Source organism: Paenibacillus rhizoplanae (assembly GCF_042684125.1).
Classification (GTDB): Bacteria; Bacillota; Bacilli; order Paenibacillales; family Paenibacillaceae; genus Paenibacillus_AQ; species Paenibacillus_AQ rhizoplanae.
Genome location: NZ_JBHUKY010000081.1, coordinates 539 through 24,214, shown reverse-complemented (window position 1 = coordinate 24,214; position 23,676 = coordinate 539). Strand labels below are relative to the sequence as shown.

At 51.4% G+C, this 23,676-nt stretch carries 17 protein-coding genes, 12 tRNA genes and 2 pseudogenes; 8 read left to right on the top strand and 23 right to left on the bottom strand.

From position 1 onward, the window contains the following. Positions 1-3: 3 nt before the first annotated feature. From ACFSX3_RS30160 to ACFSX3_RS30145, 4 genes are read right to left on the bottom strand one after another with little or no spacing between them, the layout of a single operon-like run. The gene (locus ACFSX3_RS30160) at positions 4-942 is read right to left on the bottom strand and encodes an ABC transporter permease (protein WP_036700375.1); all 939 of its coding nucleotides are present in this window, start codon (positions 940-942) and stop codon (positions 4-6) included. Then, on the bottom strand, positions 939-1,985 hold the full coding sequence (locus ACFSX3_RS30155) for an ABC transporter permease (RefSeq protein WP_209994126.1): 1,047 nt from the start codon (positions 1,983-1,985) through the stop codon (positions 939-941). Before ACFSX3_RS30155 ends, ACFSX3_RS30160 begins: the two co-directional genes overlap by 4 nt. Next, positions 1,978-3,540, bottom strand: coding sequence for an ABC transporter ATP-binding protein (locus tag ACFSX3_RS30150; RefSeq protein WP_209994127.1), 1,563 nt, complete (start codon positions 3,538-3,540; stop codon positions 1,978-1,980). The genes ACFSX3_RS30155 and ACFSX3_RS30150 overlap by 8 nt, the downstream gene beginning before the upstream one ends. A 41-nt stretch (positions 3,541-3,581) precedes the next feature. Next, positions 3,582-4,724, bottom strand: coding sequence for a BMP family ABC transporter substrate-binding protein (locus tag ACFSX3_RS30145; RefSeq protein WP_209994128.1), 1,143 nt, complete (start codon positions 4,722-4,724; stop codon positions 3,582-3,584). Between the two features lie 326 nt (positions 4,725-5,050). Between ACFSX3_RS30145 and ACFSX3_RS30140 the strand changes: the two genes are divergently transcribed. Beyond that, positions 5,051-5,806, top strand: a complete 756-nt coding sequence (locus ACFSX3_RS30140) for an AraC family transcriptional regulator (protein WP_076085625.1) — start codon at positions 5,051-5,053, stop codon at positions 5,804-5,806. A gap of 201 nt (positions 5,807-6,007) precedes the next feature. After that, the gene (locus ACFSX3_RS30135; protein ID WP_209994129.1) at positions 6,008-8,248 is read left to right on the top strand and encodes a helix-turn-helix transcriptional regulator; all 2,241 of its coding nucleotides are present in this window, start codon (positions 6,008-6,010) and stop codon (positions 8,246-8,248) included. A gap of 110 nt (positions 8,249-8,358) precedes the next feature. On the opposite strand, the gene ACFSX3_RS30130 is transcribed toward ACFSX3_RS30135, so the two are convergent. The 4 genes from ACFSX3_RS30130 to ACFSX3_RS30115 all read right to left on the bottom strand — a co-directional run bounded on the left by ACFSX3_RS30130 (position 8,359) and on the right by ACFSX3_RS30115 (position 12,801). Beyond that, positions 8,359-8,853: a hypothetical protein gene (locus ACFSX3_RS30130; protein ID WP_209994130.1), complete on the bottom strand. Its 495-nt coding sequence runs from the start codon at positions 8,851-8,853 to the stop codon at positions 8,359-8,361. 325 nt (positions 8,854-9,178) lie between these two features. Next, positions 9,179-10,759 carry an extracellular solute-binding protein gene (locus ACFSX3_RS30125; RefSeq protein WP_209994131.1) on the bottom strand — a complete coding sequence of 527 codons (1,581 nt, stop codon included), beginning with the start codon at positions 10,757-10,759 and terminating at the stop codon, positions 9,179-9,181. Between the two features lie 149 nt (positions 10,760-10,908). Beyond that, positions 10,909-11,802 carry a carbohydrate ABC transporter permease gene (locus ACFSX3_RS30120; protein WP_209994132.1) on the bottom strand — a complete coding sequence of 298 codons (894 nt, stop codon included), beginning with the start codon at positions 11,800-11,802 and terminating at the stop codon, positions 10,909-10,911. A 36-nt stretch (positions 11,803-11,838) separates the two neighbouring features. After that, on the bottom strand, positions 11,839-12,801 hold the full coding sequence (locus ACFSX3_RS30115) for an ABC transporter permease (RefSeq protein WP_339225531.1): 963 nt from the start codon (positions 12,799-12,801) through the stop codon (positions 11,839-11,841). Positions 12,802-13,278: 477 nt separating this feature from the next. Here ACFSX3_RS30115 and ACFSX3_RS30110 point away from each other — a divergent pair, with 477 nt between their 5' ends. Continuing rightward, the gene (locus ACFSX3_RS30110; protein WP_209994134.1) at positions 13,279-14,160 is read left to right on the top strand and encodes a helix-turn-helix transcriptional regulator; all 882 of its coding nucleotides are present in this window, start codon (positions 13,279-13,281) and stop codon (positions 14,158-14,160) included. Between the two features lie 50 nt (positions 14,161-14,210). On the opposite strand, the gene ACFSX3_RS30105 is transcribed toward ACFSX3_RS30110, so the two are convergent. Next, positions 14,211-17,276 (bottom strand): glycoside hydrolase family 2 TIM barrel-domain containing protein, encoded by a 3,066-nt coding sequence (locus ACFSX3_RS30105; protein WP_209994135.1) that lies wholly within the window; start codon positions 17,274-17,276, stop codon positions 14,211-14,213. Positions 17,277-17,384: 108 nt separating this feature from the next. Then, a complete protein-coding gene (locus ACFSX3_RS30100; RefSeq protein ID WP_209994136.1) occupies positions 17,385-17,780 on the bottom strand; it encodes a MerR family transcriptional regulator in 396 nt (131 codons plus the stop codon). 154 nt (positions 17,781-17,934) lie between these two features. Between ACFSX3_RS30100 and ACFSX3_RS30095 the strand changes: the two genes are divergently transcribed. The 3 genes and pseudogenes from ACFSX3_RS30095 to ACFSX3_RS30085 form a co-directional block, all read left to right on the top strand. Continuing rightward, positions 17,935-18,855 carry an aldo/keto reductase gene (locus tag ACFSX3_RS30095; RefSeq protein WP_209994137.1) on the top strand — a complete coding sequence of 307 codons (921 nt, stop codon included), beginning with the start codon at positions 17,935-17,937 and terminating at the stop codon, positions 18,853-18,855. A 142-nt stretch (positions 18,856-18,997) separates the two neighbouring features. Continuing rightward, positions 18,998-19,978 (top strand): serine hydrolase domain-containing protein, encoded by a 981-nt coding sequence (locus ACFSX3_RS30090; protein ID WP_209994138.1) that lies wholly within the window; start codon positions 18,998-19,000, stop codon positions 19,976-19,978. Further along, positions 19,975-20,064, top strand: a pseudogene (locus ACFSX3_RS30085) (aldo/keto reductase); the annotation flags it as partial. The gene ACFSX3_RS30090 and the pseudogene ACFSX3_RS30085, both read left to right, overlap by 4 nt. Positions 20,065-20,133: 69 nt before the next feature. Here the strand turns inward: ACFSX3_RS30085 and ACFSX3_RS30080 are convergent. Next, entirely contained in the window at positions 20,134-21,093 is a 960-nt protein-coding gene (locus ACFSX3_RS30080) for a carotenoid biosynthesis protein (protein ID WP_209994139.1), read from the bottom strand. A 164-nt stretch (positions 21,094-21,257) separates the two neighbouring features. Between ACFSX3_RS30080 and ACFSX3_RS30075 the strand changes: the two genes are divergently transcribed. Then, a complete protein-coding gene (locus tag ACFSX3_RS30075; RefSeq protein WP_209994140.1) occupies positions 21,258-21,827 on the top strand; it encodes a TetR/AcrR family transcriptional regulator in 570 nt (189 codons plus the stop codon). 349 nt (positions 21,828-22,176) lie between these two features. Next, positions 22,177-22,410: pseudogene (locus ACFSX3_RS30070) on the top strand (MFS transporter); the annotation flags it as partial. Positions 22,411-22,535: 125 nt separating this feature from the next. Here ACFSX3_RS30070 and ACFSX3_RS30065 read toward each other — a convergent pair. The 12 genes from ACFSX3_RS30065 to ACFSX3_RS30010 form a co-directional block, all read right to left on the bottom strand. Then, a tRNA-Leu gene (locus tag ACFSX3_RS30065) sits at positions 22,536-22,614 on the bottom strand. Between the two features lie 29 nt (positions 22,615-22,643). Beyond that, positions 22,644-22,717 (bottom strand) — tRNA-Cys (locus tag ACFSX3_RS30060). Between the two features lie 8 nt (positions 22,718-22,725). Further along, positions 22,726-22,800 (bottom strand) — tRNA-Gly (locus ACFSX3_RS30055). A gap of 6 nt (positions 22,801-22,806) precedes the next feature. After that, a tRNA-Gln gene (locus tag ACFSX3_RS30050) sits at positions 22,807-22,881 on the bottom strand. A gap of 20 nt (positions 22,882-22,901) precedes the next feature. Next, a tRNA-His gene (locus tag ACFSX3_RS30045) sits at positions 22,902-22,977 on the bottom strand. 48 nt (positions 22,978-23,025) lie between these two features. Continuing rightward, a tRNA-His gene (locus ACFSX3_RS30040) sits at positions 23,026-23,101 on the bottom strand. A 27-nt stretch (positions 23,102-23,128) separates the two neighbouring features. Beyond that, positions 23,129-23,202, bottom strand: a tRNA-Trp gene (locus ACFSX3_RS30035). Between the two features lie 5 nt (positions 23,203-23,207). After that, a tRNA-Tyr gene (locus tag ACFSX3_RS30030) sits at positions 23,208-23,293 on the bottom strand. Positions 23,294-23,299: 6 nt separating this feature from the next. Next, a tRNA-Thr gene (locus tag ACFSX3_RS30025) sits at positions 23,300-23,375 on the bottom strand. A gap of 15 nt (positions 23,376-23,390) precedes the next feature. Continuing rightward, positions 23,391-23,466: transfer RNA gene (locus ACFSX3_RS30020), tRNA-Phe, on the bottom strand. Positions 23,467-23,487: 21 nt separating this feature from the next. Further along, positions 23,488-23,565, bottom strand: a tRNA-Asp gene (locus ACFSX3_RS30015). 9 nt (positions 23,566-23,574) lie between these two features. Next, positions 23,575-23,648, bottom strand: a tRNA-Met gene (locus ACFSX3_RS30010). Positions 23,649-23,676: the final 28 nt, after the last annotated feature.

The following is a 23,676-nucleotide window of genomic DNA, read 5'->3' as shown; positions in this document are numbered from 1 at the left end:
TAATTATTTCGTAACAGTAGCCTTAAGCTTCTTGTTCTTCTTCCGTGTCTCCGAGATGGCGTAGATAATCAGGCCGATGACCGTTGCCACATAAGGAAGCGTAGCAATCAGCTCAGCCGGAATCTTCAGCACCTGCAAGGCATTGGAGAGCGCATCGGCTGCCCCGAACAGCAAGGAGGTCAGCGCTGTACCTACGGTTGTACTCCGGCCCATGGACTCTGCAGCAATCGCGATCCAGCCCCGGCCGGCAATCATATCACGGGTGAACAGTGACAAATACCCCATTGACATATAGGCTCCGCCCAGACTGGCAAAGAAGCCGCTGAGCAGCAGCGCACTGTACTGGATACGGACCACACTGACTCCGACGGACTGGGCCGCATGGGGATTCTCGCCCACCGAGCGGATACGCAGCCCCAGCGGTGTACGGTTGAGCAGATAATAGACTACGAGCACTGACAGTATAGAGAAATACGTCAGAATGTGATGGCCCGACAGAATCGGGCCCAGCACCGGAATATCCTGCAGGAGCGGAATATTCACACTCGGCAGCACTTTACTCGCCAGGGAGGTGGAAGATCCTTTGTCGCCGCTCAGCAGATACAGAATAAATACTGTACCGCCGGAGGCGAACATATTGATCGCAACCCCGCCGAGAATAATATGGGTCTTGAATTTTAAGGTGAAAAAAGCCAGAATCCCGGCAATAAGCGTCCCCGATAATACTGCTCCCAGCAGTCCCACCCAGGCGCTCTGCGTATAGGCGCTCACTATAACCCCGGCCAGCGCCGAGACCAGCATGATCCCTTCCATCCCGATGTTGATGATTCCGGCCCGGTTCGAGATCAGCGCCCCCAGTGCAGCGAACAGAATCGGCGTGGTCACACGCAGTACAGAGAAGGCAAAATCCGTCGTCAGAATGACATTCAGCAGACTGTTCATGCTTCCTTCGCCTCCTTCAGCAGCATGCGGTTCTTCCAGAACTTGAGGAACTGCTCAGCGGATATCAGCAGAATAATGACAGCCTGGATAATCGAGATCATCTCGGACGGCACATCGGAGAGGCGCGACATCATATCGGCGCCAATGCGGATATAGGCCAGGAAGAGCGCCGAGACAATGACGGAGAGCGGATTATTCTTGGCCAGCATGGCCACCAGCGCACCATCCATACCGTAGCCCGGCAAGGAGGTCCACTGAAACCGGCTGTACATCCCGAGCACTTCCACCGAGCCGCCCATACCGGCAATGAACCCGGCGATCAGATGGACCAGAATGATCACTTTGGCCGTCTTCATGCCTGAATAACGGGCGAAATCCCGGTTGACCCCGGTCATCCGCAGTTCATAGCCCCATTTGGTCCGGTAGAGGAACAGATGGGCCAGCACTATAAGCACCAGCACGATAATAAGTCCAGTGTGAATCCGCGTCCCCGCAAACAGCTTGCTGAGCTGGGCCGTTTTCTCGAATTTAAAAGAAACGTTGGCAAACGCCTTGGCATCCCGCAGATGATAGTTCAGCAGGTACAGCCCCACCCCAAACAGGATGTTATTGAACATCAGCGAGGTGACCAGCTCATTGGCGTTCCACTTCGCTTTGAGAATACCGGGGATGGCTGAGAGCAGTGCCCCTACGATCGAGCCCGCAAGAATCGCCACTACCGGATGGAACCAGCTGTTCAGGCTGAGATGAATCGCCAGCGCAGTAGTCACGACACCGGAGAAATAGAAGATCCCCTCCGCTCCCAGGTTGAACATATTGGCCCGGAACAGCAGGGAAACCGCAAGGCCGGTGAACATCAGCGGAATCGCCATTTCAATGACGTTTCCGATATGGCCCTTCGTGGACAACGGCTCCCAGAGGAAGATTCCGATCGTCTTCACCGGGTGGTCACTGACCAGCGAGATGATCAGGAACGCGATAATAAGTGCAATGACGATGACCGCCGCTGTGCGGATCGCCTCGAAATATTTGACTTTAAACATGATTTGCGGCCCTCCCGGTCTGCTCTTTGTCCTGCCGGTTAATTCCCAGCATGTAGAGCCCCAGCTCTTCCTCACCGACTGCTGACGGATTATCGAAATAGGCAACAATCTGGCCCTCATACATCACGAGAAGACTGTCGCTCAGCTCCAGAATTTCATTCAGATCCGCTGATACCAGCAGCGTGGCACAGTTCGCCGAGCGCAGCTCCAGCAGCTTCTGGTGGATGAACTGGGCAGCCCCGATATCTACGCCCCGGGTCGGCTGCTCGGCGATCAGCAGCTGCGGATTCGTGGAACACTCCCTGGCTACGACTACCTTCTGCATGTTACCGCCGGACAGCATGCCGATCGGCTGCTGCGGGCCAGAGCAGCGCACCTTGAATTCTTCCACCAGCGCAGAGGCCAGCGCAGCAATTCTTGACCCGTGCAGGAAAGGCCCTTTATTCATATCCTTCTGACGGTAGCGCGTAGAGATCAGATTGTCGGCAATGCTGGCTTCTCCGGCAGAGCCCTGGCGCATCCGGTCCTCAGGGATATAGGATACCCCCAGGTTGCGGATGTCCAGAATATCCAGCTCACGGATATCCTTCCCCTTCACCTGTACCGATCCGCTGCCGCCAACCCCGCGCAGGCCGCCGGTCAGCGCCTCGATCAGCTGCGTCTGTCCGTTCCCTTCAACGCCGGCGATGCCGACAATCTGGCCTTCACGGACCGAGAAGCTAATCTCGGAGAGCAGCGCTTTGCCCTGGCTGTCTGAGATGCTCAGCCCTTCCACCGCAAGCACCGGCTTGCCGTAGGGAAGATCGCTTTTGTCATACTTCAGCACCACATCCCGCCCAACCATCAGCCGCGAGATCTCCTGCTCTGTTACTTCCTTAGTATCGAAGACACCTTCACTCCGGCCGCCGCGCATGATAGTAATCCGGTCACAGATTGCTTTGACCTCCTTCAGCTTGTGCGAGATGAACACAATCGTGTGCCCCTGCTCCTTAAGCTGCTGCAGCTCATGGAACAGCTCCTCCGTCTCCTGCGGAGTCAGCACCGCTGTCGGCTCATCGAGGATGAGAATCTTGGCCCCGCGCACCAGCGCCTTCAGAATTTCCACCTTCTGCTTCATGCCGACGCTTAGGTCCTCCACCTTCGCCTTGGCATTCACTGAGAGATTATATTTACGTGCAGTTGCTTCTGTCAGACGTACAGCCTCTGCATAATTGAAGCCCACGCCCCTCTTCGGCTCCATACCCAGCACCATATTTTCAGCCACTGTAAAAGAAGGCACCAGCATGAAATGCTGATGCACCATACCGATACCGCGGTCAATCGCGTCCTGCGGGGACTGCAGCTTCACTTGTTCTCCCCGGATATAGAGCCCGCCTTCGCTCGGGCTCTCCATTCCAAACATAATTTTCATCAGAGTCGATTTACCGGCTCCGTTCTCACCCGCAATCGCATGGATCTCGCCTTCACGCAGGGAGAACTCAACGTTCTTGTTGGCAACCACACCGTTCGGATACACTTTGGTGATTCCCCGCATTTCCAGCAGAGCATTTGCCATGGGTCATCAACGCCTTTCAACCAAAGATTCTTTTCATGTCCTTAAGGTTTAACGGCATTACGGATCGCTTCGACCTCAGAGGTCTCCATACCCATTGCATTATCCACCTTAATTTCCTTATTGATCAGCTTCTGCTTCACTTCTTCAATCTTGGTCTGCAATTCCGCCGGGAATGCCGCTTTGTAGATTTCGTTCTCGGCAATGCCTACGCCGTCTTCCACGAAGCCAAGCACATCGCGTTTACCCATTTCAAGCGTACCGTCCTGCAGTTTCTTCACTGCACCAAGGATGGCCGAATCGATCTTTTTAATCGCAGAAGTAACGATCAGGTTGGCTTTCACACTATCCGTATCCTTCAGCAGCATCGCCTGGTCCGAATCGACGCCGATTGCATATTTGTTCTTTTCCTTCGCTGCATCGAAGATACCAAGGCCCGTACCGCCCGCCACGTTGAAGATAATATCTACACCCGAGTTATACTGGATCAGCGACAATTCCTTGCCCTTCGCAGGGTTCACGAAATCTCCGGCATAAGAGACAGCTACCTTCACTTCCGGATCAACATATTGCGCTCCCTGAATGTAACCGACCAGGAAGGCATTGATGCCGGGAATATCCATTCCGCCCAGGAATCCGATCACATTGTCCTTGTTGGCGTTAGGCATATCAGACTGGGTAGCAAGCGCCGCAGCCGCTCCGGCCAGGAAGGAGACCTCGTTGGTCGAGTAGGACATATTGTACATATTGGCAGGCGCTTCCTCGATGTCAGTGTCATAGTTGATGAATTTTTTATCAGGATTCGCTTCTGCCGTTGCATTGAACATTTCTGTAATTTCCGAGCCGCCGGAGATGACAACATCCCAATCCTCAGCAGCGATATCATTAAAAGTCGGCTCCCATTTCGTCTTGTCAGCGCCCATTTCCACAACCTTCGTTTCTGCGCCAAGCTCGCTTTTCACCTTCTGCAGACCATTGTTCGCCGCATCAAAAAACGATTTATCCCCCAGCGTCCCCGGAATCAGCAGTACCACCTTGAGCTTGTCCCCCGCAGCCGCGCCTCCGCCTTCCGCATTCGTTCCCGGAGTTGCTGCCGCACCATTCCCGTTCCCGGACTTGTTGTTTCCGCACGCAGCGACCAGTACCATAACTGCCAGCAACATTAAAGTGAGCATTTTCTTTTTCATTTTCTAAGTTCACACCCCTATTTGTAATAGATCCACCCTGCTGAATAGCATAAAATCCCAATTACACGTTTTGTTGGTTCCTTCGAACCGGGCAGCATGAATAAGCGACTGTTGAAATTCTGAAAATACGCAATTTACTCTGAAAACCAAACATTTCATGTTACATTTCACTAAAAAACCGTAAAATATCCGAACAAGATGGCCAGTCCAGTTGAGAATCTTCGGTTTTATTGATAAGATCATAACAAATGAAAACATAAATATTTATATATATTCGGTCAACTTTTTATACGATTCGGCTAAATGACTATCAAGGGAGGCTCATCATGGATCGTGTCCTATATATTGTAAATGCAGAGCATGAAGCGGGTACCTATATCCCTCCGCACCAGCATGAGTGCTTCGAGCTTGTCTATTATATCCATGGTCAGGGCACCTGCAGCATCGGCCAGCGCAGCTATCACTTCCGGCCCTCTACCTTCGCCCTCATTCCGGCAGGCTTCAAGCATGATGAGAATCATCAGCCCAGCCCGGAGGTGCTGTTCGTCGGCTTCCACTGCGGCAATCCGGTGATCAATTCGCTGTCCGGTGTGTTTGACGACGATAAAGAGCACACAGTACTTCAGACCCTGCAGCGGATGAGCGCCGAGTTCAAGCGCAAGCGCGACGGGTTCAGCGAGCTGCTGAATCTGCAAATGAGTGAAATTACCGTCTATCTCCAGCGGCTGCTCAGCGCCTCCGATTTCCATTCCCCGGCCGAGGATCAGATGCAGTATGTGCTTAATTATATGAACGAGCATTACCGCCACAAGCTCTCGGTGGCCTCGCTGGCAGAGATGTCCGGCTACAGCTACGACCGCTTCCGGCATCTGTTCAAGGAGCGGTTTATGCACTCCCCCCACCGTTATCTTTTACTAAAACGCCTGGATTATGCCAAGTCGCTCCTCCTGCACAGCCAAATGCATATTTCCGAGGTCTCGGCTGCAGCCGGATTCGTCAACGACGCCCAGTTCTGCAATATGTTCAAACGGGAGATCGGCCTTTCCCCGCGCACCTTCCGCATTCAGAGCAGAGTCATATAGGGAATAGTCCCTTCCCCTGTCACAAGTAGCTTTTGTACACGAATCTTGCATTTGTTCACTGTGCTGGGGTCCGGCCTGTTCACTGTTGTAAGCTTGTTCCACTGTCCTGTTCATAGGCTGGAGCTTATAATCGTACTATGAACATTTAAGACAAGGACGGTACCCGCAAGAATACACAGTGAGTCAGGGGGGCTACTTTGGATGAGACTGAACAAGATCGGCAATCAACGGGCACTGTACAGCAGACTGCTAGTGAGCATTACGCTTTGCGTCTCCTTAACCTTTCTGGTTTCCACCATCATTTATTACAACTACTATATCGGCGTAGAAAAGAAACAGACCTTCCAGTCCGACCTCGGCAACCTCACACAGACCAGCCGGGAGGTCATGAACATGACCGATGCTGCGCAATCGCTTTCTTTTCAAATCTACCGTAATAGCACCATCTCCAAAATCGTGTTCTACGATAAGCCGGACATCTACGATGTCACCGCCGCTATGTCCGAGCTGGGCAACTATCTGAGCTCCATGCCTTATATCGAATCCATCTATGTATATAATCCCAAGGGCGGGCAGCTGTATGTTGCCTCCTCCCACGGCCAGAACGGAGTGTATACCGAAAAGGAGCTGGTCGATACCTCCATTCTGGATATCCTGAGCCATTATCAGAACTATAAGGCGTTCACCCCGATCCCCAGAGTCTATTCCAACGGCGCACAGGAGAATGATCAGGTCCGTGCCTACACCTTCCTGTGTCTGGATGCCATCGGTTGGGACCGGGCCATTAATTCGGCAGTGATTGTCAACATTTCTGCCCCTTGGATCAACAAGGAGATCGCCAGCCCCGTGGATTCAACCAGCGCCACCTATATACTGGATGATCAGGGTGCTTTCCGCTCCAGCAACAGCCTGAAGCAGCAGGAGCTGACCCCGGAGGAAGTAGGATTCATTGAGCAGCGGATCAAGGGCCGGGAGGCCGGGTATTTCATCGCTCCCTTCGGGGGCGTGAACTCGCTGATCTCTTATACGGCACCGGATGATTTAAGCTGGCAGTATGTACGAATTACGCCGTATGAGATCATTACGAAGCAGACCAACAACATCCGCAACACCACCTTGCTGATCGCAGGTCTGGTGCTGGTGGCCGGCATCGGCCTCTCCTGGATCATGTCCAGAAGCCTCTACCTGCCGATGAACCGGATTGTCAGCGAGATGCATATTCTGGAGACCGAGAAGCGCGACAGCATGTTCATGATCCGGCAAAATACACTGCGGGACCTGATCCTCGGCCTGAAGCCGCTGCAGTCCATGCAGCAGGTGGAGAAGCTGCGCCAGCTCGGCATTCATTTCACCTTCAATGATGATTATCGGCTGATCCTGCTGCGGATTGACCGTTACCGGGAATTCCGGGAAGCCCGCTCCTCTTATCTGCTGGCCTCCAAGTTCGCCATCATGAACATCGCCTCCGAAATCTGCGGCCAGACCTACCGCGTGGAGACTGTAGATATGAACGATGACGGAATCCTGGTGCTGCTGAACATTATTGATCCCGTGGAATATACGGATACCGGCCTGATCGAAGCCCTGCTCCGGCAGATTCAGCAGGCCTGCTCCGATTATCTGAAGATCAGCCTTACGCTGACCTACAGCCATATTGACCGTAATGCCAGCCAGCTGCATCAGCTCTATCAGCAGGTCCGCGAGGCGTCGAATCACCGGCTGTTCTATGGTCATGGCTGCATCCTTAATGCCCGGGACATCTGCACGCTTCAGTCCAGCACTTATCATTATCCGGCGGACAAGGAGAAAAAGCTGGCGGATGCATTGCTGAGCGGTAGAGTGGACGATGCCGCCGAGCAGTTCAGCTCGATGATCCGCGAGACCGGAGCCTTCCCTTATCAGACCGCGCAGTTAACCGTGTCCAGGCTCAGCGTCACCGTCAGGGAGATCGTGAACACTATACAGAAGCGTAACCGCTTACAAATTGATGGAGTGGCCGAGCTGCCCTGCCTGGAAGCCATCGAGACGATAGACGAGCTTGAGGAGGCCTTCGCCGCCCTCTTCCATACCCTGCAGGAGCAGTTGGCCGGCAAAAAGAACACCAAGCAGCACGACCTCATCTGCCAGATCAACGCCAAGATCAATGAGGATTACATGAAGCCCCATCTGAGCCTGAACCAAATCGCCGATGAACTGGACATGTCACCCATCTATATCAGCCGTCTCTACAAGCAGCAGACCATGAACAGCATCGTCGATGTCATCCTTGAGGTGCGGATGCGTGAGGTGTGCGCCCTGCTGGAGAACACCGACCTGCCCGTCACCGCGATCGCCGAGCGCTGCGGCTTCACCAGCAGCTCCTACCTGCACCGGATGTTCAAGCGCAGCTTCGGTACAACGCCTACCGATTACCGGCGGTTAAAGAGTGTGCGGATGAGTTAGGGGGTTTGCTTTGGTGGAACACCAAGCCTGCCGTTGGCTTCCCTGGTTTAGTGAAGCACCAAGCGCCTCAGATCTCACTAACCCGCACATGGTCGAGATGCTCATATCATTTAAACAAACTCGGCCAGTCTCGAAGTTGCAGATATTGCAACTTCGAGACCGTATCCATACCTCACTTTGTTAAATTGTTGCACCAAATGCAGCAACTCGCCCAAGTATCCGCCGAACTTAGAAGGAATGATGCCTTTGCTGCAACAATTCCCGTCCAGGCCCCATTTATAACGTAGAATGTTGCAATTTGTGCAGGATTTAAGTAGTGGTGGCGCTTTTGCGCTTTGGTGGAACACCAAGCCACGCTTTTCCGCTTTGCCTTGCAGTTTCCGCTTTGGTGGAACACCAAGCCACGCTTTTCGCTTTGTCTTGCAGTTTCCGCTTTGGTGGAACACCAAGCCACACTTTTCGCTTTGCCTTGCAGTTTCCGCTTTGGTGGAACACCAAGCCACGCTTTTCGCTTTGTCTTGCAGTTTCCGCTTTGGTGGAACACCAAGCCTGCTGTTCGCTGTTCGCTTTTCCGCTTTGCCTTGCAGTTGCTGTGTGTGGAACACTAGCCCGTCTCCAGATACATGGAGACGGGCTTCTGCTCTCCCCTCCTGCCCCGGAGGCCTTAGGGCTGACGCGGCCTCCGCGGCTGTGGTCTCGTTGCGCCGAGCGCTTAAACAGCGGAGAAAACGGAATGAATGTGGAGAAGCGGAGCGTTCGCCTTTGTGTCCGGATTTTCACCGCTAAGGTAAAAATAATAAAAATCTGGACACAACAGCGATCGTAACATCATTCCGTTTTCGGAGCGTCCACCCAAGCACCCAAGCGCCCAAACTCCCCCGCCACAGCAAAAATAAGCCCCAAAAGCCATACGGCTTCCGGGGCCCCCCTCTATTTTACATAAGACTCCCACTGCTTCGTCCACTCCGCCTGAATCTTCTCCAGGCCCGCTTGCTTGGCCTTCTGCATGAAGGTCTCCAGACCCTTATCCACATCATCCACCAGTCCGGCCTCCAGCGGGAACAGGTACTGCTTCTCTACCTGCTCAAGCGCGGCCTTCTCCGCCTGATAGGAGGTGTAGTCCTCGGCGAAGCCCAGGAACAGATCCGGCTTCTGGATTTTATCCAGCTCATCAAAGATCGCCTTGACCCCGTCAAAGCCCTTGTCGAACAGCATGAACTCCGGATTTCTCCACGCCCAGCCGTTCATGCCTTCCCGGGTGAAGCCATTGGAGGTACTGGTGCCAACAAGCTTGTAGTAGCCGTCTTCCACCGTGTAGTTCTTGCCTTCAATGCCGTATTGCGTCAGCTGATTATAGCGTTTGTCCAGCACCATCTTCTGATAGAAGGCGAGTGCCCGCTCAGGGTTCTTGCTGCTCTTCGGAATAGCGAACCCGTTGTGAATTGGATGTACAGGGGTTGCATAGCCGGTGGTTAAACCGAAAGGAGAATACGCCAGCTCCCAATCCGGATGAGTCGTGCTGATCTTCATCTTCATATCATTGAACCGGTTAGGATTGTCCCCGAACATGCTGGCCGCTTTACCTGAAGTGACCGGGTCCTGCATCGTATCCTTAATATTCAGCACATTCTTTGGAATGAAGCCTTTATCGGCCCAGCGCTTCATCATCTTCAACTCTTCTTTTTGCTCATCGGAGCCCCAGTAGGAGTAGACCGTGGACGGCGAATCATACTTCACACCCATGCCGTACGGCAGCGCGCCGACCATTTTATGCAGCTCCGTGTAGATATAATGGAGATTGTTGCCTACATCGCTGTTGAGTGACATCGGCATCATATCCGGCTCGTTTTTGACAATGCCGTCCATGTAGGCCTCATAGCTGGCCAAGTCCTTGGGCTCCGGGAGATTGTATTTCTTGCGCAGATCCTCGCGGTAGACGAACCCGTTGGTTACATACTCCTTGAAGGTCGCCGGAACCGTGTAGATTTTACCGTCAACCTTAACATCCTCCCACATCTTCTCAGGGACGAACTTCTGCAGCTCGGGAGCCGCCTTCGGCAGCAGATCATCCAGTGCCAGGAAGGCACCGCGCTTCGCATAGGATTGATATTGAGTCCAGTCCGCCGTAAAAATCAGATCAATCGCCTGCCCGGAGGACAGCAGCAGCTTATACTTCTGATCCCAGTCCGTCCAGCTGGTGAAGTTGAACTTCACTGTGGCGTTCAGGTCTGCCTCAGCCATTTTGTTGACCTCCGCCTGGATGGCCGGAAGATCCTTAGGAGCATCGCCGAGCATATAAAATTGCAGCTCCACCTTCTTCGAGGTGTCGATCCCGGTATCCGCTGCCTTCGCCGCTCCCTCTGATGCAGCCGGTGTGCCTGCGTTGCCGTCCTTCCCGGCACTGCCGGTGTTGCCATTGCTGTTCCCCCCGCCGCAGCCGGCCAGGAGCGATAGAGCGAGCACACCTGTTGTAAGCGTAACCAAAGATCGTCTGCCTGCTTTCTTTCTCATGAATGAACCCTCCTAGAATTTGTTGTAATCCCATGCTTCATCGATGCTCCTCGTGCAGTTCTCTCCCCGGAAGCATACCGCCCTTGTGTGTGACTCTATGTTAGCCGATATAGCAGCTGTACGGTAAAGGTACAATCTGCCACACGGTTCTAACCTTTGACCGCTCCGATCGTCAGCCCCTTCACGAAATAACGCTGGATGAACGGATACAGGAACAGAATCGGACCCGTGACCACAATCGCCATCGCCATCTTGGTGGATTCTGTAGGCAGATCACTGCCTAAGCTGACCCCGGTACCCGCGCCCATATTGGCGATGAAGGAGGCCGAGTTAATGACATTGTACAAATGGAACTGCAGCTGATACTTATGCGGATCATTGATGAACAGCGAAGAGGAGAACCAGTCATTCCAGTAAGCCAGAGCCAGAAACAGACCTACGGTCGCGATGCCGGGCATCGAGAGCTGCAGCACAATGCGCCAGTATATTTTGAAATCCCCCGCCCCGTCAATTTTGGCCGATTCGAACAGCTCCTCCGGCACCGCCGAGCGGATGAAATTCTTCATCAGAATAATCAGGAACGGCGTCATCAAGCCGGGGAGAATCAGCGCCCCGTAAGAGTCGGTCAGATGCAGATACTTAGTAATCATAATGTACCAGGGCACCAATCCCCCGCCGAACAGGGTCGTGAAGTAAATATAGAACGAGAAGGTATTGCGGTATTTGAAATCCTTGCGGGCCAGCACATACCCAGCCATCGTCATGAAGAACAGTCCCAGCGTCGTCCCCGTCACCGTAGTGAACAGCGTCACCCCATACGCCCGCAGCACCTCATCAGGAAAAGTAAATACCGTCTTGTAGCCCTCCAGCGAGAACTGCGCCGGGATGAAATGATACCCGTCCTTGATGATGGACTCATTAGCCGTCAAGGAAGCCGAAATAATCAGCAGGAACGGAATCAGACAGGCTAAGGAGCCTAGTATAATTACCGTGTAAGCCACTCCCTGGAGCAGCCTGGTGTACGAGTCGTCTTTGATTTGCATGCTCTTTCTCTCCTTCCGCAGCAGGTTCCGCACAACCTAGAACAAGGCGTAATCGTCATTTATTTTACGAATGATATAGTTGACCGTCATAATCAGGAAGAAGCCGAACAGCGATTGATACAGGCCGGCCGCCGTTGCCATCCCGACATCGAAGGTCACCTTGAGCGAGCGGAACACGTACGTATCCAGAATATCCGTTGTATTGTACAGCACCCCGTTATTGCCAATCAGCTGGTAAAAGAGGTCAAACTGCCCCTTCATAATACTCCCCAGCGAGAACAGCAGCAGCATGACGAAGGTCGATTTCAGCATCGGCACCGTGATATACCAGATCCGTTGAAAAATGTGGGCACCGTCAATTTTGGCTGCTTCATAATATTCCTCGCTGATGCCCGTGATGGAGGCCAGGTAGATGACCATGCTGTAACCGAGATTTTTCCAGAGATAAAAGAGAATGATCAAGAAAATCCAGATGACCGGATTATTATAGACATCCACAGGATTCGCCCCGAATTGCGTCAGCAGCGTATTGAGGAAACCGTTATCATAATTGAACACATTGTAGACGATAACGCTCAGAATAACGAACGATACGAAATACGGCAGGAACATGACCGATTGGGTCAGCTTCTTGAACCACTTCACCCGCAGCTCGCTGAGCAGAATCGCACAGATAATTGCCAGCACATTCCCCAGTAAAATAAAAGCCAGATTGTAGCCGATCGTATTGAGCGTCAGCTTCACCAGCGTGCCGGACTTCCAGAGGAATTCAAAGTTCTTCAGCCCCACGAAGGGAGCGTCGAACAGCCCGGAATTGAAATCAAACTGCGTGAACGCATAATAGACCCCGACCATCGGAAAATACGAGTTAATTAGAAAGAACAACAGCGTAGGCAGCAGCATCAGGAACAGAATCCGGTTATGGACCAGCTCATGCACAAAGCCCTTCTTCCTTTTCTTCCGGGTGCCGGACTCAAGCTGCGGGGATAGCCCGCCCATTCCCTTCATGGGAAGCTGGGTGACAAGCGGCATACCGGTCTTGCGTTTGCGGTGTCTCAAAGCCTTCACTCTCCTATGCCTATAGATAAGTTGCCGCGTTAGTTACTGGGTCCGAAGCCTCCGCCCTTGGGCCTTGATGGCCCTGCGGCTTCGTGAAATCCAATGTATGACCTGAGTATAGAAGAGGCCCCCTGCGGCTGAACAGTGAAGCTTCGGGATATTCCTGCACTTTATGGCTAAGCACACTGTGCACTTATCATACTTTTGTGCAGTAATCGCAATTTCAACGCAAATAAGCCCCCGGAGTACTCCTTAAGGAGAAGAATCCGGGGGAATTCGGGTGGCCGCTCAGGACCTATCCGTAGCCTTACGATTTAAACTTGCCTGTAATAAATTATAGGTGATATACTCTGGAAAATGTACTAATTCTCCAACCTAAACTTTCAATATCCAAACTTATCTTCAGGAGGCCAGCCTATGAACCCGCTTCTGTTCCGTATCCCTCCCCTGCCGCATTATATTGCCAGCGGCCGCAATCACTGCCAGCCCGGCTATCAGCACCGGAGCCGCCAGCAGATCAAGGTATTTGACTTGCTCATTGTCCAGCAGGGCTGCCTGTATATCGGCGAGGAGGAGCAGCGCTTCACCGTGAAGGCAGGCGATGCCTTGATCCTGCGCCCCGACTGCCACCACTTTGGAACCGAAGGCTGCAAGGAGGAGACGGCCTATCATTGGCTTCACTTCCAGACCTTCCATGACCTGCCTTCCTTATCCGTAGCAGGGTCCGCTTTCGGCAACCCGAACGAGACTACAGGAGAGCTTCCCGCTTCTCTATTCGATATCAGCTCCTTCAATCTGGTGTTATCCCAGTTTGTCAGCTTACTTCTGCCGGACAGAGCTTACGAGGTATTGGAGCAGCTCACGCAATTGCAGGCCACCGCCCACCTTGAAGCCGTCCGCTTCCGGCAGCAGCTCCTCTTCCAGGATCTCCTGCAGCAGCTGGCCGCTTCTGTAAACCCGGAGCACCGCAGCTCCCAAACCACTTTATGTGCCGAGCAGGCCGCCTCCTATCTCCGCTCCCACTACCGTGAAGAGATTACAACCGCCATGCTGGGAGACAGCCTCAACTTCCATCCGGTCTATATTGCCCGCTGCATGAACAAGGTATATGGCTGTTCACCTATGGAATATCTGCTCCGCTACCGTATCGGACAGAGCAAGCTGCTGCTGATGCAGACCAGCTTCCCGATCGCCCGGATTGCCGAAGAGGTGGGCTTCAACCAATCCTCCTACTTCAGCTCCACCTTCATGAAGCTGGAGGGATTGTCGCCGCGAGAGTACCGGCAGCGCTTCTCATGAAACAGGCCATCAGCGAAGGATACGCTGATGGCCTGTTTACTTAGTGATTATTACACCTCCGGCAATGCCGCCGTCAGCGTGAACTCGAATTCCAGCGGCTGATTGGCTGCGATCCGGTATTCCGGATGCACCGGCGCACCCCAGCTGTCATCCCCTCCCACACCCAACTGCTGCGCCGCGAGGGTGACAACCGTGTAGTGCACCTTAGGCAGCTCATAAGCATGTGCTGCCTGCTCCAGCTCGAACGCTGTATACGGTGACAGCGTACATTCCAGCGGCTGGCCTGCAGCCGCCTGAATCTGCAGCCCATACCCCCGGCTGTCCGTGATGCTCACCTCACGGACGCCCGTCCGGTTGCCGGATTCCTGCGGCACCAGATACGGTGACGGCAGCTCCGCCACCTTACGCCGGAACCGGGTGAGCCGCGCTCCATGTGCGCGGTCACTGTAGTTCTCTTCCGGTCCGCGGGCATACCACTCGGTGGCCTCGTAGTCTGCCGACATCCGGAAGGATACCGCCACTACCGGCACATCCGGCAGGCCGTCTGCCCCGCCATAGACCATACGGACACGGACCCTGCCGTCGGCATGGACCGTGTATTCAATGCTTGCCTTCAGCTCACTGCTGATGCTGAAGGCATAATCGAAGCTGACCGTAGCCCGGTCTGCTTCGGTATGCAGGCTGACCGCCGTACACTGGCGGGCCAGACTGGCCGCGAACCAGCTGCCGGCATGGTATCCCAGCGCAGTCCCCTTATCATTGTCGGTCGTTGCCCGCCAGAAGTGCGGAGCCGGCGGAGTCGCAATCATCTCACGCCCCCCATAGCAGAGCGACACCAGTGAACCTGCCTGTTTGGAGAATAACGCAGAGAAGCCGCGGCCGCTCACCCCAATGTTCACATCTCCTTCAATGACGCCGAACTCCGCTGCCGCAGGCAGCAGCGCCGCTTCCCCGCCTGCTGTTACCCCGGCCGCTTCTACGCGGAAGACATGCTCTCCATAAGCGGTCTCGAACCCCTGCTCCGCCCATAACTCTACTTCCTTCAGCACCAGACTTACAGCCAGTGTATACTCCCCTGGAGTTGCTGATACATCCGGCAGTTCCAGCGGAATTCTCGCCTCTTCCTGAGCGGCAACCGCAAGCTCCTGCTGTCCCTTGAAGATCTCCCGTCCTTCCCGGTATAACCGGAACTCCAACATCAGCTGGTCCGTTCCTTCGAACAGATTGCCGTTGGTCACCGTCACGGCGTCCTGTTCAGGAACAAGCCGGATGTTCTGGTAGAGGAACTTTACCTCCTGCATCTTCGGCGTGATACTCCGGTCAGCGAACACAATCCCGTTGCCGCAGAAGCTATAGTCCGTCGGCCGGTCATCGAAATCCCCGCCATACGCCAGATACTCTTCACCGTACCGGTTCTTGGCCACCAGCGCCTGATCGATGTAATCCCAGATGAAGCCGCCCTGATACAGCGGATAACGGCTCTCCAGCTCGATATATTTATGGAGTCCCCCTACCGAATTCCCCATAGCATGCATGTACTCACAGCTGATATACGGCTTATCCGGCTGATTCTCCAGGTATTCTACAATGTCTGCGGGCTTGGCATACATCCGGCTCTCCATATCACTGCTGTCATTATATTTGCGGTTATGGAAGACTCCTTCATAATGCACCAGCCGTCCCGGATCAGCCTTGCGGAAGTAATGGGACACCTTCAGAATAACCTCACCCGCATACGATTCATTGCCGCAGGACCAGATCAGGATCGACGGATGATTTTTATCGCGCTCCAGCATCGATACCGCCCGGTCCAAGACAATCTCCTCCCACTCCGGCTTATCCCCGGGGATGTTCCAGGACGGCTCAACGGCGCCCATCTTCTGCCATGAGCCATGGGATTCCAGATTCATCTCATCAATCACATACACCCCGTATTCATCACACAGCTCATACCAGAGCGTCTGATTCGGATAATGCGAGGTCCGCACTGCGTTGATATTATTCTGCTTCAGGATGATGATATCCTTGATCATATCTTCCTTGGAAATGTTCCGTCCTGTACGGGGGTTGAACTCGTGGCGGTTGACGCCTTTGAACATGATCCGTTTGCCGTTCAGCAGCATCAGCTTGTCCTTCAGCTCAAACACGCGGAAGCCCGCCCGCTGCACAATCGCCTCCACCAGTTCCCCTTCGCCATTACACACAGAGATACAGACGTTATATAGGTACGGATTCTCCGCGCTCCACAGGAACACCTTGCCTGCATCCACACTTAGAGCCGCCTTACCCGCCACAGCCCGTCCTTCTGCCTCCGCTACCACAGCGCCTGCCGCATCCTTCAATTCCACCCGAACCACAGCCTCAGTCTCAGTTGCCATACGAAGTTCAGCCGTTAACTTGCCTTTCTCATAAGAAGCATCCAGCCCCGCCTGAATCCGCAGATCCTGTACATGCAGCTCAGGAACCGTATACAAATACACCTCACGAAAAATCCCCGAGAACCGCCAGAAATCCTGATCCTCCAGCCAGCTCCCCGTACAGCGCTGATAGACCTCAACCGCGAGCTTATTGGCTCCTTCCTGCAGATAGGGTGTCAATTCAAATTCCGCCGGGGTGAAGCTGTCTTCACTGTAGCCGACGAAGTGCCCGTTCAACCATACATAACAAGCCGCCTCTATCCCCTGAAAAGAAATAAAGACCGGTCCCTTACCCATATTCTCCGGCACCTCAAAAAACTTCACATAGCTGCCCACCGTATTACTGCTCACCGGAATCTCCGGCGGTCTTACAGCATCCAGACCGTCCCAAGGGTACATCGTATTCGCATATTGCGGTCTGCCGTACCCCTGAAGCTGAATATGACCCGGCACCTGGATGTCCCCCCAGCCTCTCGTATCATATTCCGTCTTATAGAAATTCTGCACACGGGCTGCCACATTCACTGCATAACTGAATTTCCAATCTCCGTTGAGCGAGTGGCGCAGCGCCATGGGGGCTTGTCTCTCCGCTTCCTCCATCGTTCTATAATAGCGGTGGTCCGAATGCGCTTCCAACCGGTTCACCTTAAATACAGATACATCGCTTAGCCAATCCAGACTAGGTTCATTGCCTGACATTATAGTGTCCTCCTTCATCTTCTTGAAGTGAATCTGTTCCTTATTCTACCCAAAGTTTGCCCCGGCTCCCAGAGCAGGATCACAACTTCGGTGCAGATAACTTACTTTTCAAGTGGTTTTATAATTTCCGGAGGCTTCGGCTTCATTCTCAAGGGAAGCGAAATAAGCGATCTTATGGTCAATCTTCCGGGCAAAGCTCTGAAAGAATTTAATCTTCTCATCGATATGCTGTTTATGCTCCTGCAGCAGCTTGCGCTGATCGGGCAGACGGTCCCTGCCTTCCTGGGAGAGCGCGATGAATTGCTTAATGTCCGCTATAGCCATTCCGGTATCCTTCAGGCAGCAGATTAGCGAGATCAGCTCCAGATCCTCGTCATTGAAGCAACGGTTACCGTTCACATCCCTTGCCACAACCGGCAATACACCCTCCCGTTCGTAGTAACGCAGCGTATATTGGCTCAGTCCGCTTTTTTGTGCTATGGTTTTGATGCTGTATCCCATCATGCAGCTCCTTTCTGCCAACCATGGCTGGCTTCACCTATATGTAAAGGTAACACCAATCCGTTTCTATGAACAGCCACTCTATGATTCTATTGACTTACACCTAACTCTAAGGTCTAAGCTTACACTATACCTTCATTTAAGGAGTGAATAATTAATGGTAAAAAGAATTAATGTGGCTAACGGTACACTTGAGGTATCCGAGATTTCACTCGGTTGTATGCGGATCGCTGATCTGTCTCCCAAAGAGGCTGAAGTCCATATCCACAGCGCCCTTGAGGTGGGCATAGACTTTTTCGACCATGCAGATATTTATGCTGGCGGTAAAGCGGAGGAAGTATTCGGGGACGTACTGGCGGCAAATCCCGGCATGCGCGACCGGCTGATGATTCAGGCCAAATGCGGCATCCGTAACGGCTTCTTCGACTTCTCCAAAGAGCATATTGTAACTTCGGTTGAGAACAGCTTGAAGCGGTTACAGACCGATTATGTCGATGTCCTTCTCCTCCACCGCCCTGACACGCTGATGGAGCCGGAGGAAGTAGCCGAAGCCTTCGATAATCTGGAGCGCAGAGGGCTGGTCAAGCATTTTGGCGTCAGCAACCAGAACCCGCTACAGATTGAGCTGCTGAAAAAGAACGTCAAGCAGCCCCTCCTGTTCAATCAGCTTCAGCTCAGCATCATGGTTACCGGCATGATTGATGCCGGCTTCAATGTCAACATGACCAATGCGGGTTCCGTAGTCCATGATGGTGGAATCCTGGAATACAGCCGCCTGCACGATATGACCATCCAGCCATGGTCGCCGTTCCAATACGGATTCTTCGAGGGCGTATTCCTCGGCAACGAGAAGTTCCCTAAGGTGAATGAAGTGATTAACCGTCTCGCCGCAGAAAAAGAGGTAACCGATACCGCCATCGCAACCGCCTGGCTGCTTCGCCATCCGGCTAAGATGCAGCCAATTGTCGGTACCACCAACACAGCACGCCTGCTCGACATCGCGAAGGCTTCACGCATCACCCTCAGCCGCGAGGAATGGTACGAGATTTACCGCGCAGCGGGGAATGTGCTGCCTTAAGTCCAAACTTCTGTATGACAAAACCCGCACACCTCCTCTTCAGTATAGGGGTGTGCGGGTTTTTTATTGCTTGCAAAAAATTTTATATCATAATACGCTTTTCACAGACATCGATGTACTTATATTTAGAAGGAGAACTTGTGTGAATAGCAGAATAGAAAATTTCGAGAATCTGATCAAAACAGACTATGGCAATATTGCTGGTATTGCAGTACTGATCGGCAGCGAAAAGGTATATGAAAGCTATTTCGACGGCTACACCGCTGACGATACGATCCATGTTGCATCCGTGACCAAAAGCATCATTTCTGCACTTATCGGCATTGCCATAGATCAAGGCTTTATTAAAAGTATAGATCAGAATATATTGGAATTTTATCCGGATTACACGGTCAAGCGCGGCGAAAAAACGATACAGGATATCACTATTAAAAATATGCTGACAATGACCGCACCGTATAAATACAAATCGGAGCCCTATACAAAGGTCTATACCAGCGAAGATTGGACCAAAGCTGCGCTGGACTTGTTGGGTGGCAAGGATGCTCCTGGAGAATTCAGGTATTCCACAATCGGTATACAGGTCCTGTCGGGAATCCTCACCTATGCAACAGGCCAATCTGTACTTCATTTTGCCACCGATAATCTGTTTGAACCGCTTGGCATTGAAGCACCCCCTAATGCAATGATCCATTGCAAAGAAGATTATTTGGCTTTCCTCAAAAATAAAGATGTAAGCGGTTGGATGATGGACCCCAAAGGCACACATACTGCAGGTTGGGGCCTCGCCTTAACCGTCATGGATATGGCGAAAATTGGCCAAATGTACTTAAATCAAGGATTCTGGAACGGTAGGCAAGTTCTATCCTCAACATGGATCAAAGACAGCACCCAAGAAAGCAGCCGATGGGGAGATTTAGCGTACGGGTATTTATGGTGGATTGTTAGCAATGAGGGAGGAGGTTGTTATGCGGCTTTGGGCGACGGCGGAAATGCGATTTATGTTAACTCCAACAAGAAAATGGTAGTTACGATTGCTTCGCGTTTCATGCCGCGTGCGAAGGACAGAATTGAATTGATTACAAAGTATATCCTACCGTTGTTTGAGCCGACAAAGGAGTAACCGACATCGCCAAAGCCCCGGACATCACCCTCAGCCGCGAGGAATGGTACGAGATTTACCGCGCAGCCGGGAATGTGCTGCCTTAACGAAGAAGGCAAAAAACACCGCCAGACTTTAGACCTCTTTGGGGTTAAAGCTGGTGGTGTTTTTTTTAACTATCTCGCGGTTGGACTTGCCTTTTTACCCATCCTATAAATTCCAATCCAGGCTAACATTAATACGATCTGAGCCAGAACGACCAGCCACAATACTTCTGTGAAACCTCCTATCAGGCAAAATATAGTATTAACCAGGGGGAACCCTAAGAAAGTAAACATGATCGGAAAATCTTTTTTGGGAGTGATTGAATAAATAACCTTCCGGTCCCAGAACTTTAGGAAAGCTAATGCTAAAACTCCGATTGTAATTACAGAAAGTGCAATCAAATTCACCCATTGCATATTAGAGGTTCTTTCGAAGAACGGCCCCATATAGTTAAAGAAGTTAGATAAAGGTGAGAACATACAAGCCAATGACGCAATGGCCGCCAGAAACGGATAGATGTAACCCACGGATTTACTGTAGCCTTTCTTTTTATGCCACCATTCCCCAATTAGAATAAAGACTGTCCAATACCCCGCTATATAAATCCATCCTGTAAAATTCATCACAGGTTCCCCATAGATTTGAGGTTCACCGGCCAGCGGATAATAAGTCCATCTTGCAATGGTTCCATCCATGGTCTGAAAGATCTGTTTAACGGCCACCGGGTCGAGTGAGAAGTCAAACACCATAGCGCTTAATCCCGTAATAAAGGGCTTTGTCCAGGCCGGTATATTTACAGACTTTAGCACACGCAAAGTGGAATAAATGATCAGAAACTCAATAATAGGAACAGTAATTGGTATATTAAATAACATCAAAATACTGCGCCCATAGGCGTAGAAACCTTCCCCAAGCGATGAAGCAGTAATTTCAAAAACGGCGGCGTAAAAAAACACAAAACCTATAAATTGAAGCAGAACCGTTTTGGGATGTGTTTCCTTATCAAGGATATAGAAAACCATTAGAACAGCAGCAATTAAGACTATAATATCTTGAATAATCCATACAGGGACTACAGTTAGTTCACCCATATTATTCCTCCATTTAATTTAATTTGAATCGAACGTTCAAATAAATTATAATATCACCATGTTAGTAAAACAACAGGCTGTTCGTTTGGATTATGTTAGTTATCATACATATCATATTAGATTTGTTCATTTACTATTTTATTATTTTAAATCGGGAGGATACGATGTCAGACAAAAAAACAGATCACAGAGTGAGATATACAAAAATGGTTATAAAAGAAAGCTTATTAAAGCTGCTGACAGAACGGTCAATCAATAAAGTTACCGTGACCGACATTTGCAGAGAAGCGAATATTAATCGCAACACCTTTTATTCACACTATGCTAGTCAATTTGAGCTTCTTTCAACGATCGAAAATGACCTTTACGAAGAAATTAAGCAACTTGGGATTAGTTCTGCAAGCCCTCAAAAGCTGTCTTATGAATTATGTAAGTATATAAAAGCAAACAAAACGATATGTGAGGTTTTGTTCTCCGAGCATGGTGATAAAGAATTGTTAGAAAGAATCCTTTATATCAGTCACGATCTAACTATTGAGCGATGGAAGCAGGAATTAAAGTATTTTGATCCACAATTATTTGAGTCATGGTATACATTTACCGCTCATGGCAGTATAGCCATTATTAAAAAGTGGGTGAGCAGTGGTCTGAGGGAAAGCCCCAGTAAAGTTGCAGCCTTTATTGATAAAGCGACAGAGGCAGTATCCAAAGCATTTTACTCTAAAGAATTATAAATCATAAAAAATGAAGCGGTCCCCCTGTTTTGAAGGCCGCTTCTCTGCTCTTTTTCCAACATTCATCTTGTTCCAATTTCATTCTGACCGATCCTTTTGATCCTTTGCTGCTTGTAAAAGTACGGCCTCTTGAGCTGAAAGCTCATTTAAAGTCGTGAAAAAAGGTTCTATAGGTACCATCACACCACAGGTTGAGCCTAATCCCAGCATCAATCTGAGATAAAATTGAACCTTCCTTTTCTCCCTGGAAATCTGCTCTAATTCTGACAGGTCCGAATTTTTTCTTCATCAGCCGATGCTTCCTTCCATCTCAATCCTTAGTGTCGCCATTCTCCTCAGTTCCCCTCCCGTATTGTTCTTCGGCTTGCGTACCCAAAGTGCCCAACAGGCGGCTGAATTATCGGGCATGGCCCAATCCATCGGATATCTGCTGGCAGCCATCGGCCCGGCGCTGATTGGATACTTGCATGATGCCAGTCATAGTTGGAGCGCTCCACTCCTGATAATGGTCGGCGCCTCTGCTCTTCTTGGCATCGTTGGTCTAGGTGCAGCCAGAAATCAATTTGTTGGTGCTGCGAAGTAAGTTCATGAGATAAGCACTCAAGCGCTTAAGCACTTAAGCAACTGATGATTACTTAGATCTTAGACACTGCGAATATAAAAAAAAGAGTTCATCGGAGGTATACTCTGATGAACTCTTTTAGCGTATACCGGCGAGAGGACTCGAACCTCCACGGTTTCCCACTCGATTTTGAGTCGAGCGCGTCTGCCATTCCGCCACGCCGGCGTATACATATATAATTTCCAGAAAAATAATGGAGGTGCCACCCAGATTTGAACTGGGGATAAAGCTTTTGCAGAGCTTTGCCTTACCACTTGGCTATGGCACCAGATTAAATGGAGCGGACGACGGGAATCGAACCCGCGACCCTCGCCTTGGCAAGGCGATGCTCTACCGCTGAGCCACGTCCGCATATAATGGCTGGGGATATAGGAATCGAACCTATGAATGACGGAGTCAAAGTCCGTTGCCTTACCGCTTGGCTAATCCCCAATATATTTTTTAAAAGAAAATGGGGCGACCGATGGGTCTCGAACCCACGAATGCCGGAACCACAATCCGGTGCGTTAACCCCTTCGCCACGGTCGCCATGTAAAGCTATTTAATTGTTATGCCTTATTACTCTTATAAAAGAAATGGGGCGACCGATGGGTCTCGAACCCACGAATGCCGGAACCACAATCCGGTGCGTTAACCACTTCGCCACGATCGCCATATGATTCTTTTATATGAAATAACTTGGCAGGGGCAGCAGGAATTGAACCCACACCAACGGTTTTGGAGACCGTTGTTCTACCTTTAAACTATGCCCCTAAAAATGGTGGAGGCTGATGGATTCGAACCACCGAACACGTACGTGAGCAGATTTACAGTCTGATGCGTTTGGCCACTTCGCTAAGCCTCCACGGTATGGTGCCGGCGAGAGGACTTGAACCCCCAACCTACTGATTACAAGTCAGTTGCTCTACCAATTGAGCTACACCGGCATATTAAGTTGTATATGGTGGCGCGGGAGGGAATCGAACCCCCGACACAAGGATTTTCAGTCCTTTGCTCTACCGACTGAGCTACCGAGCCATATAAATATTTTGGTAAAAATGGCGGAACCGACGGGATTCGAACCCGCGATCTCCTGCGTGACAGGCAGGCATGTTAGGCCAACTACACCACGGTTCCAAAGTAATATTGCGGGGGCAGGATTTGAACCTGCGGCCTTCGGGTTATGAGCCCGACGAGCTACCGGGCTGCTCCACCCCGCGTCATTGAACAAAATCTATTCGGTTAAAG

Excerpts from the sequence above, each read along its gene's own strand:
- ACFSX3_RS30140 (WP_076085625.1), top strand. The coding sequence starts at position 5,051 with ATGGATCGTGTCCTATATATTGTAAATGCAGAGCATGAAGCGGGTACC.
- ACFSX3_RS30120 (WP_209994132.1), bottom strand. The coding sequence starts at position 11,802 with ATGCAAATCAAAGACGACTCGTACACCAGGCTGCTCCAGGGAGTGGCT.
- ACFSX3_RS30155 (WP_209994126.1), bottom strand. The coding sequence starts at position 1,985 with ATGTTTAAAGTCAAATATTTCGAGGCGATCCGCACAGCGGCGGTCATC.
- ACFSX3_RS30115 (WP_339225531.1), bottom strand. The coding sequence starts at position 12,801 with ATGGGCGGGCTATCCCCGCAGCTTGAGTCCGGCACCCGGAAGAAAAGG.
- ACFSX3_RS30100 (WP_209994136.1), bottom strand. The coding sequence starts at position 17,780 with ATGATGGGATACAGCATCAAAACCATAGCACAAAAAAGCGGACTGAGC.
- ACFSX3_RS30110 (WP_209994134.1), top strand. The coding sequence starts at position 13,279 with ATGAACCCGCTTCTGTTCCGTATCCCTCCCCTGCCGCATTATATTGCC.
- ACFSX3_RS30080 (WP_209994139.1), bottom strand. The coding sequence starts at position 21,093 with ATGGGTGAACTAACTGTAGTCCCTGTATGGATTATTCAAGATATTATA.
- ACFSX3_RS30150 (WP_209994127.1), bottom strand. The coding sequence starts at position 3,540 with ATGGCAAATGCTCTGCTGGAAATGCGGGGAATCACCAAAGTGTATCCG.
- ACFSX3_RS30160 (WP_036700375.1), bottom strand. The coding sequence starts at position 942 with ATGAACAGTCTGCTGAATGTCATTCTGACGACGGATTTTGCCTTCTCT.
- ACFSX3_RS30135 (WP_209994129.1), top strand. The coding sequence starts at position 6,008 with ATGAGACTGAACAAGATCGGCAATCAACGGGCACTGTACAGCAGACTG.
- ACFSX3_RS30145 (WP_209994128.1), bottom strand. The coding sequence starts at position 4,724 with ATGAAAAAGAAAATGCTCACTTTAATGTTGCTGGCAGTTATGGTACTG.
- ACFSX3_RS30105 (WP_209994135.1), bottom strand. The coding sequence starts at position 17,276 with ATGTCAGGCAATGAACCTAGTCTGGATTGGCTAAGCGATGTATCTGTA.
- ACFSX3_RS30095 (WP_209994137.1), top strand. The coding sequence starts at position 17,935 with ATGGTAAAAAGAATTAATGTGGCTAACGGTACACTTGAGGTATCCGAG.
- ACFSX3_RS30075 (WP_209994140.1), top strand. The coding sequence starts at position 21,258 with ATGTCAGACAAAAAAACAGATCACAGAGTGAGATATACAAAAATGGTT.
- ACFSX3_RS30125 (WP_209994131.1), bottom strand. The coding sequence starts at position 10,759 with ATGAGAAAGAAAGCAGGCAGACGATCTTTGGTTACGCTTACAACAGGT.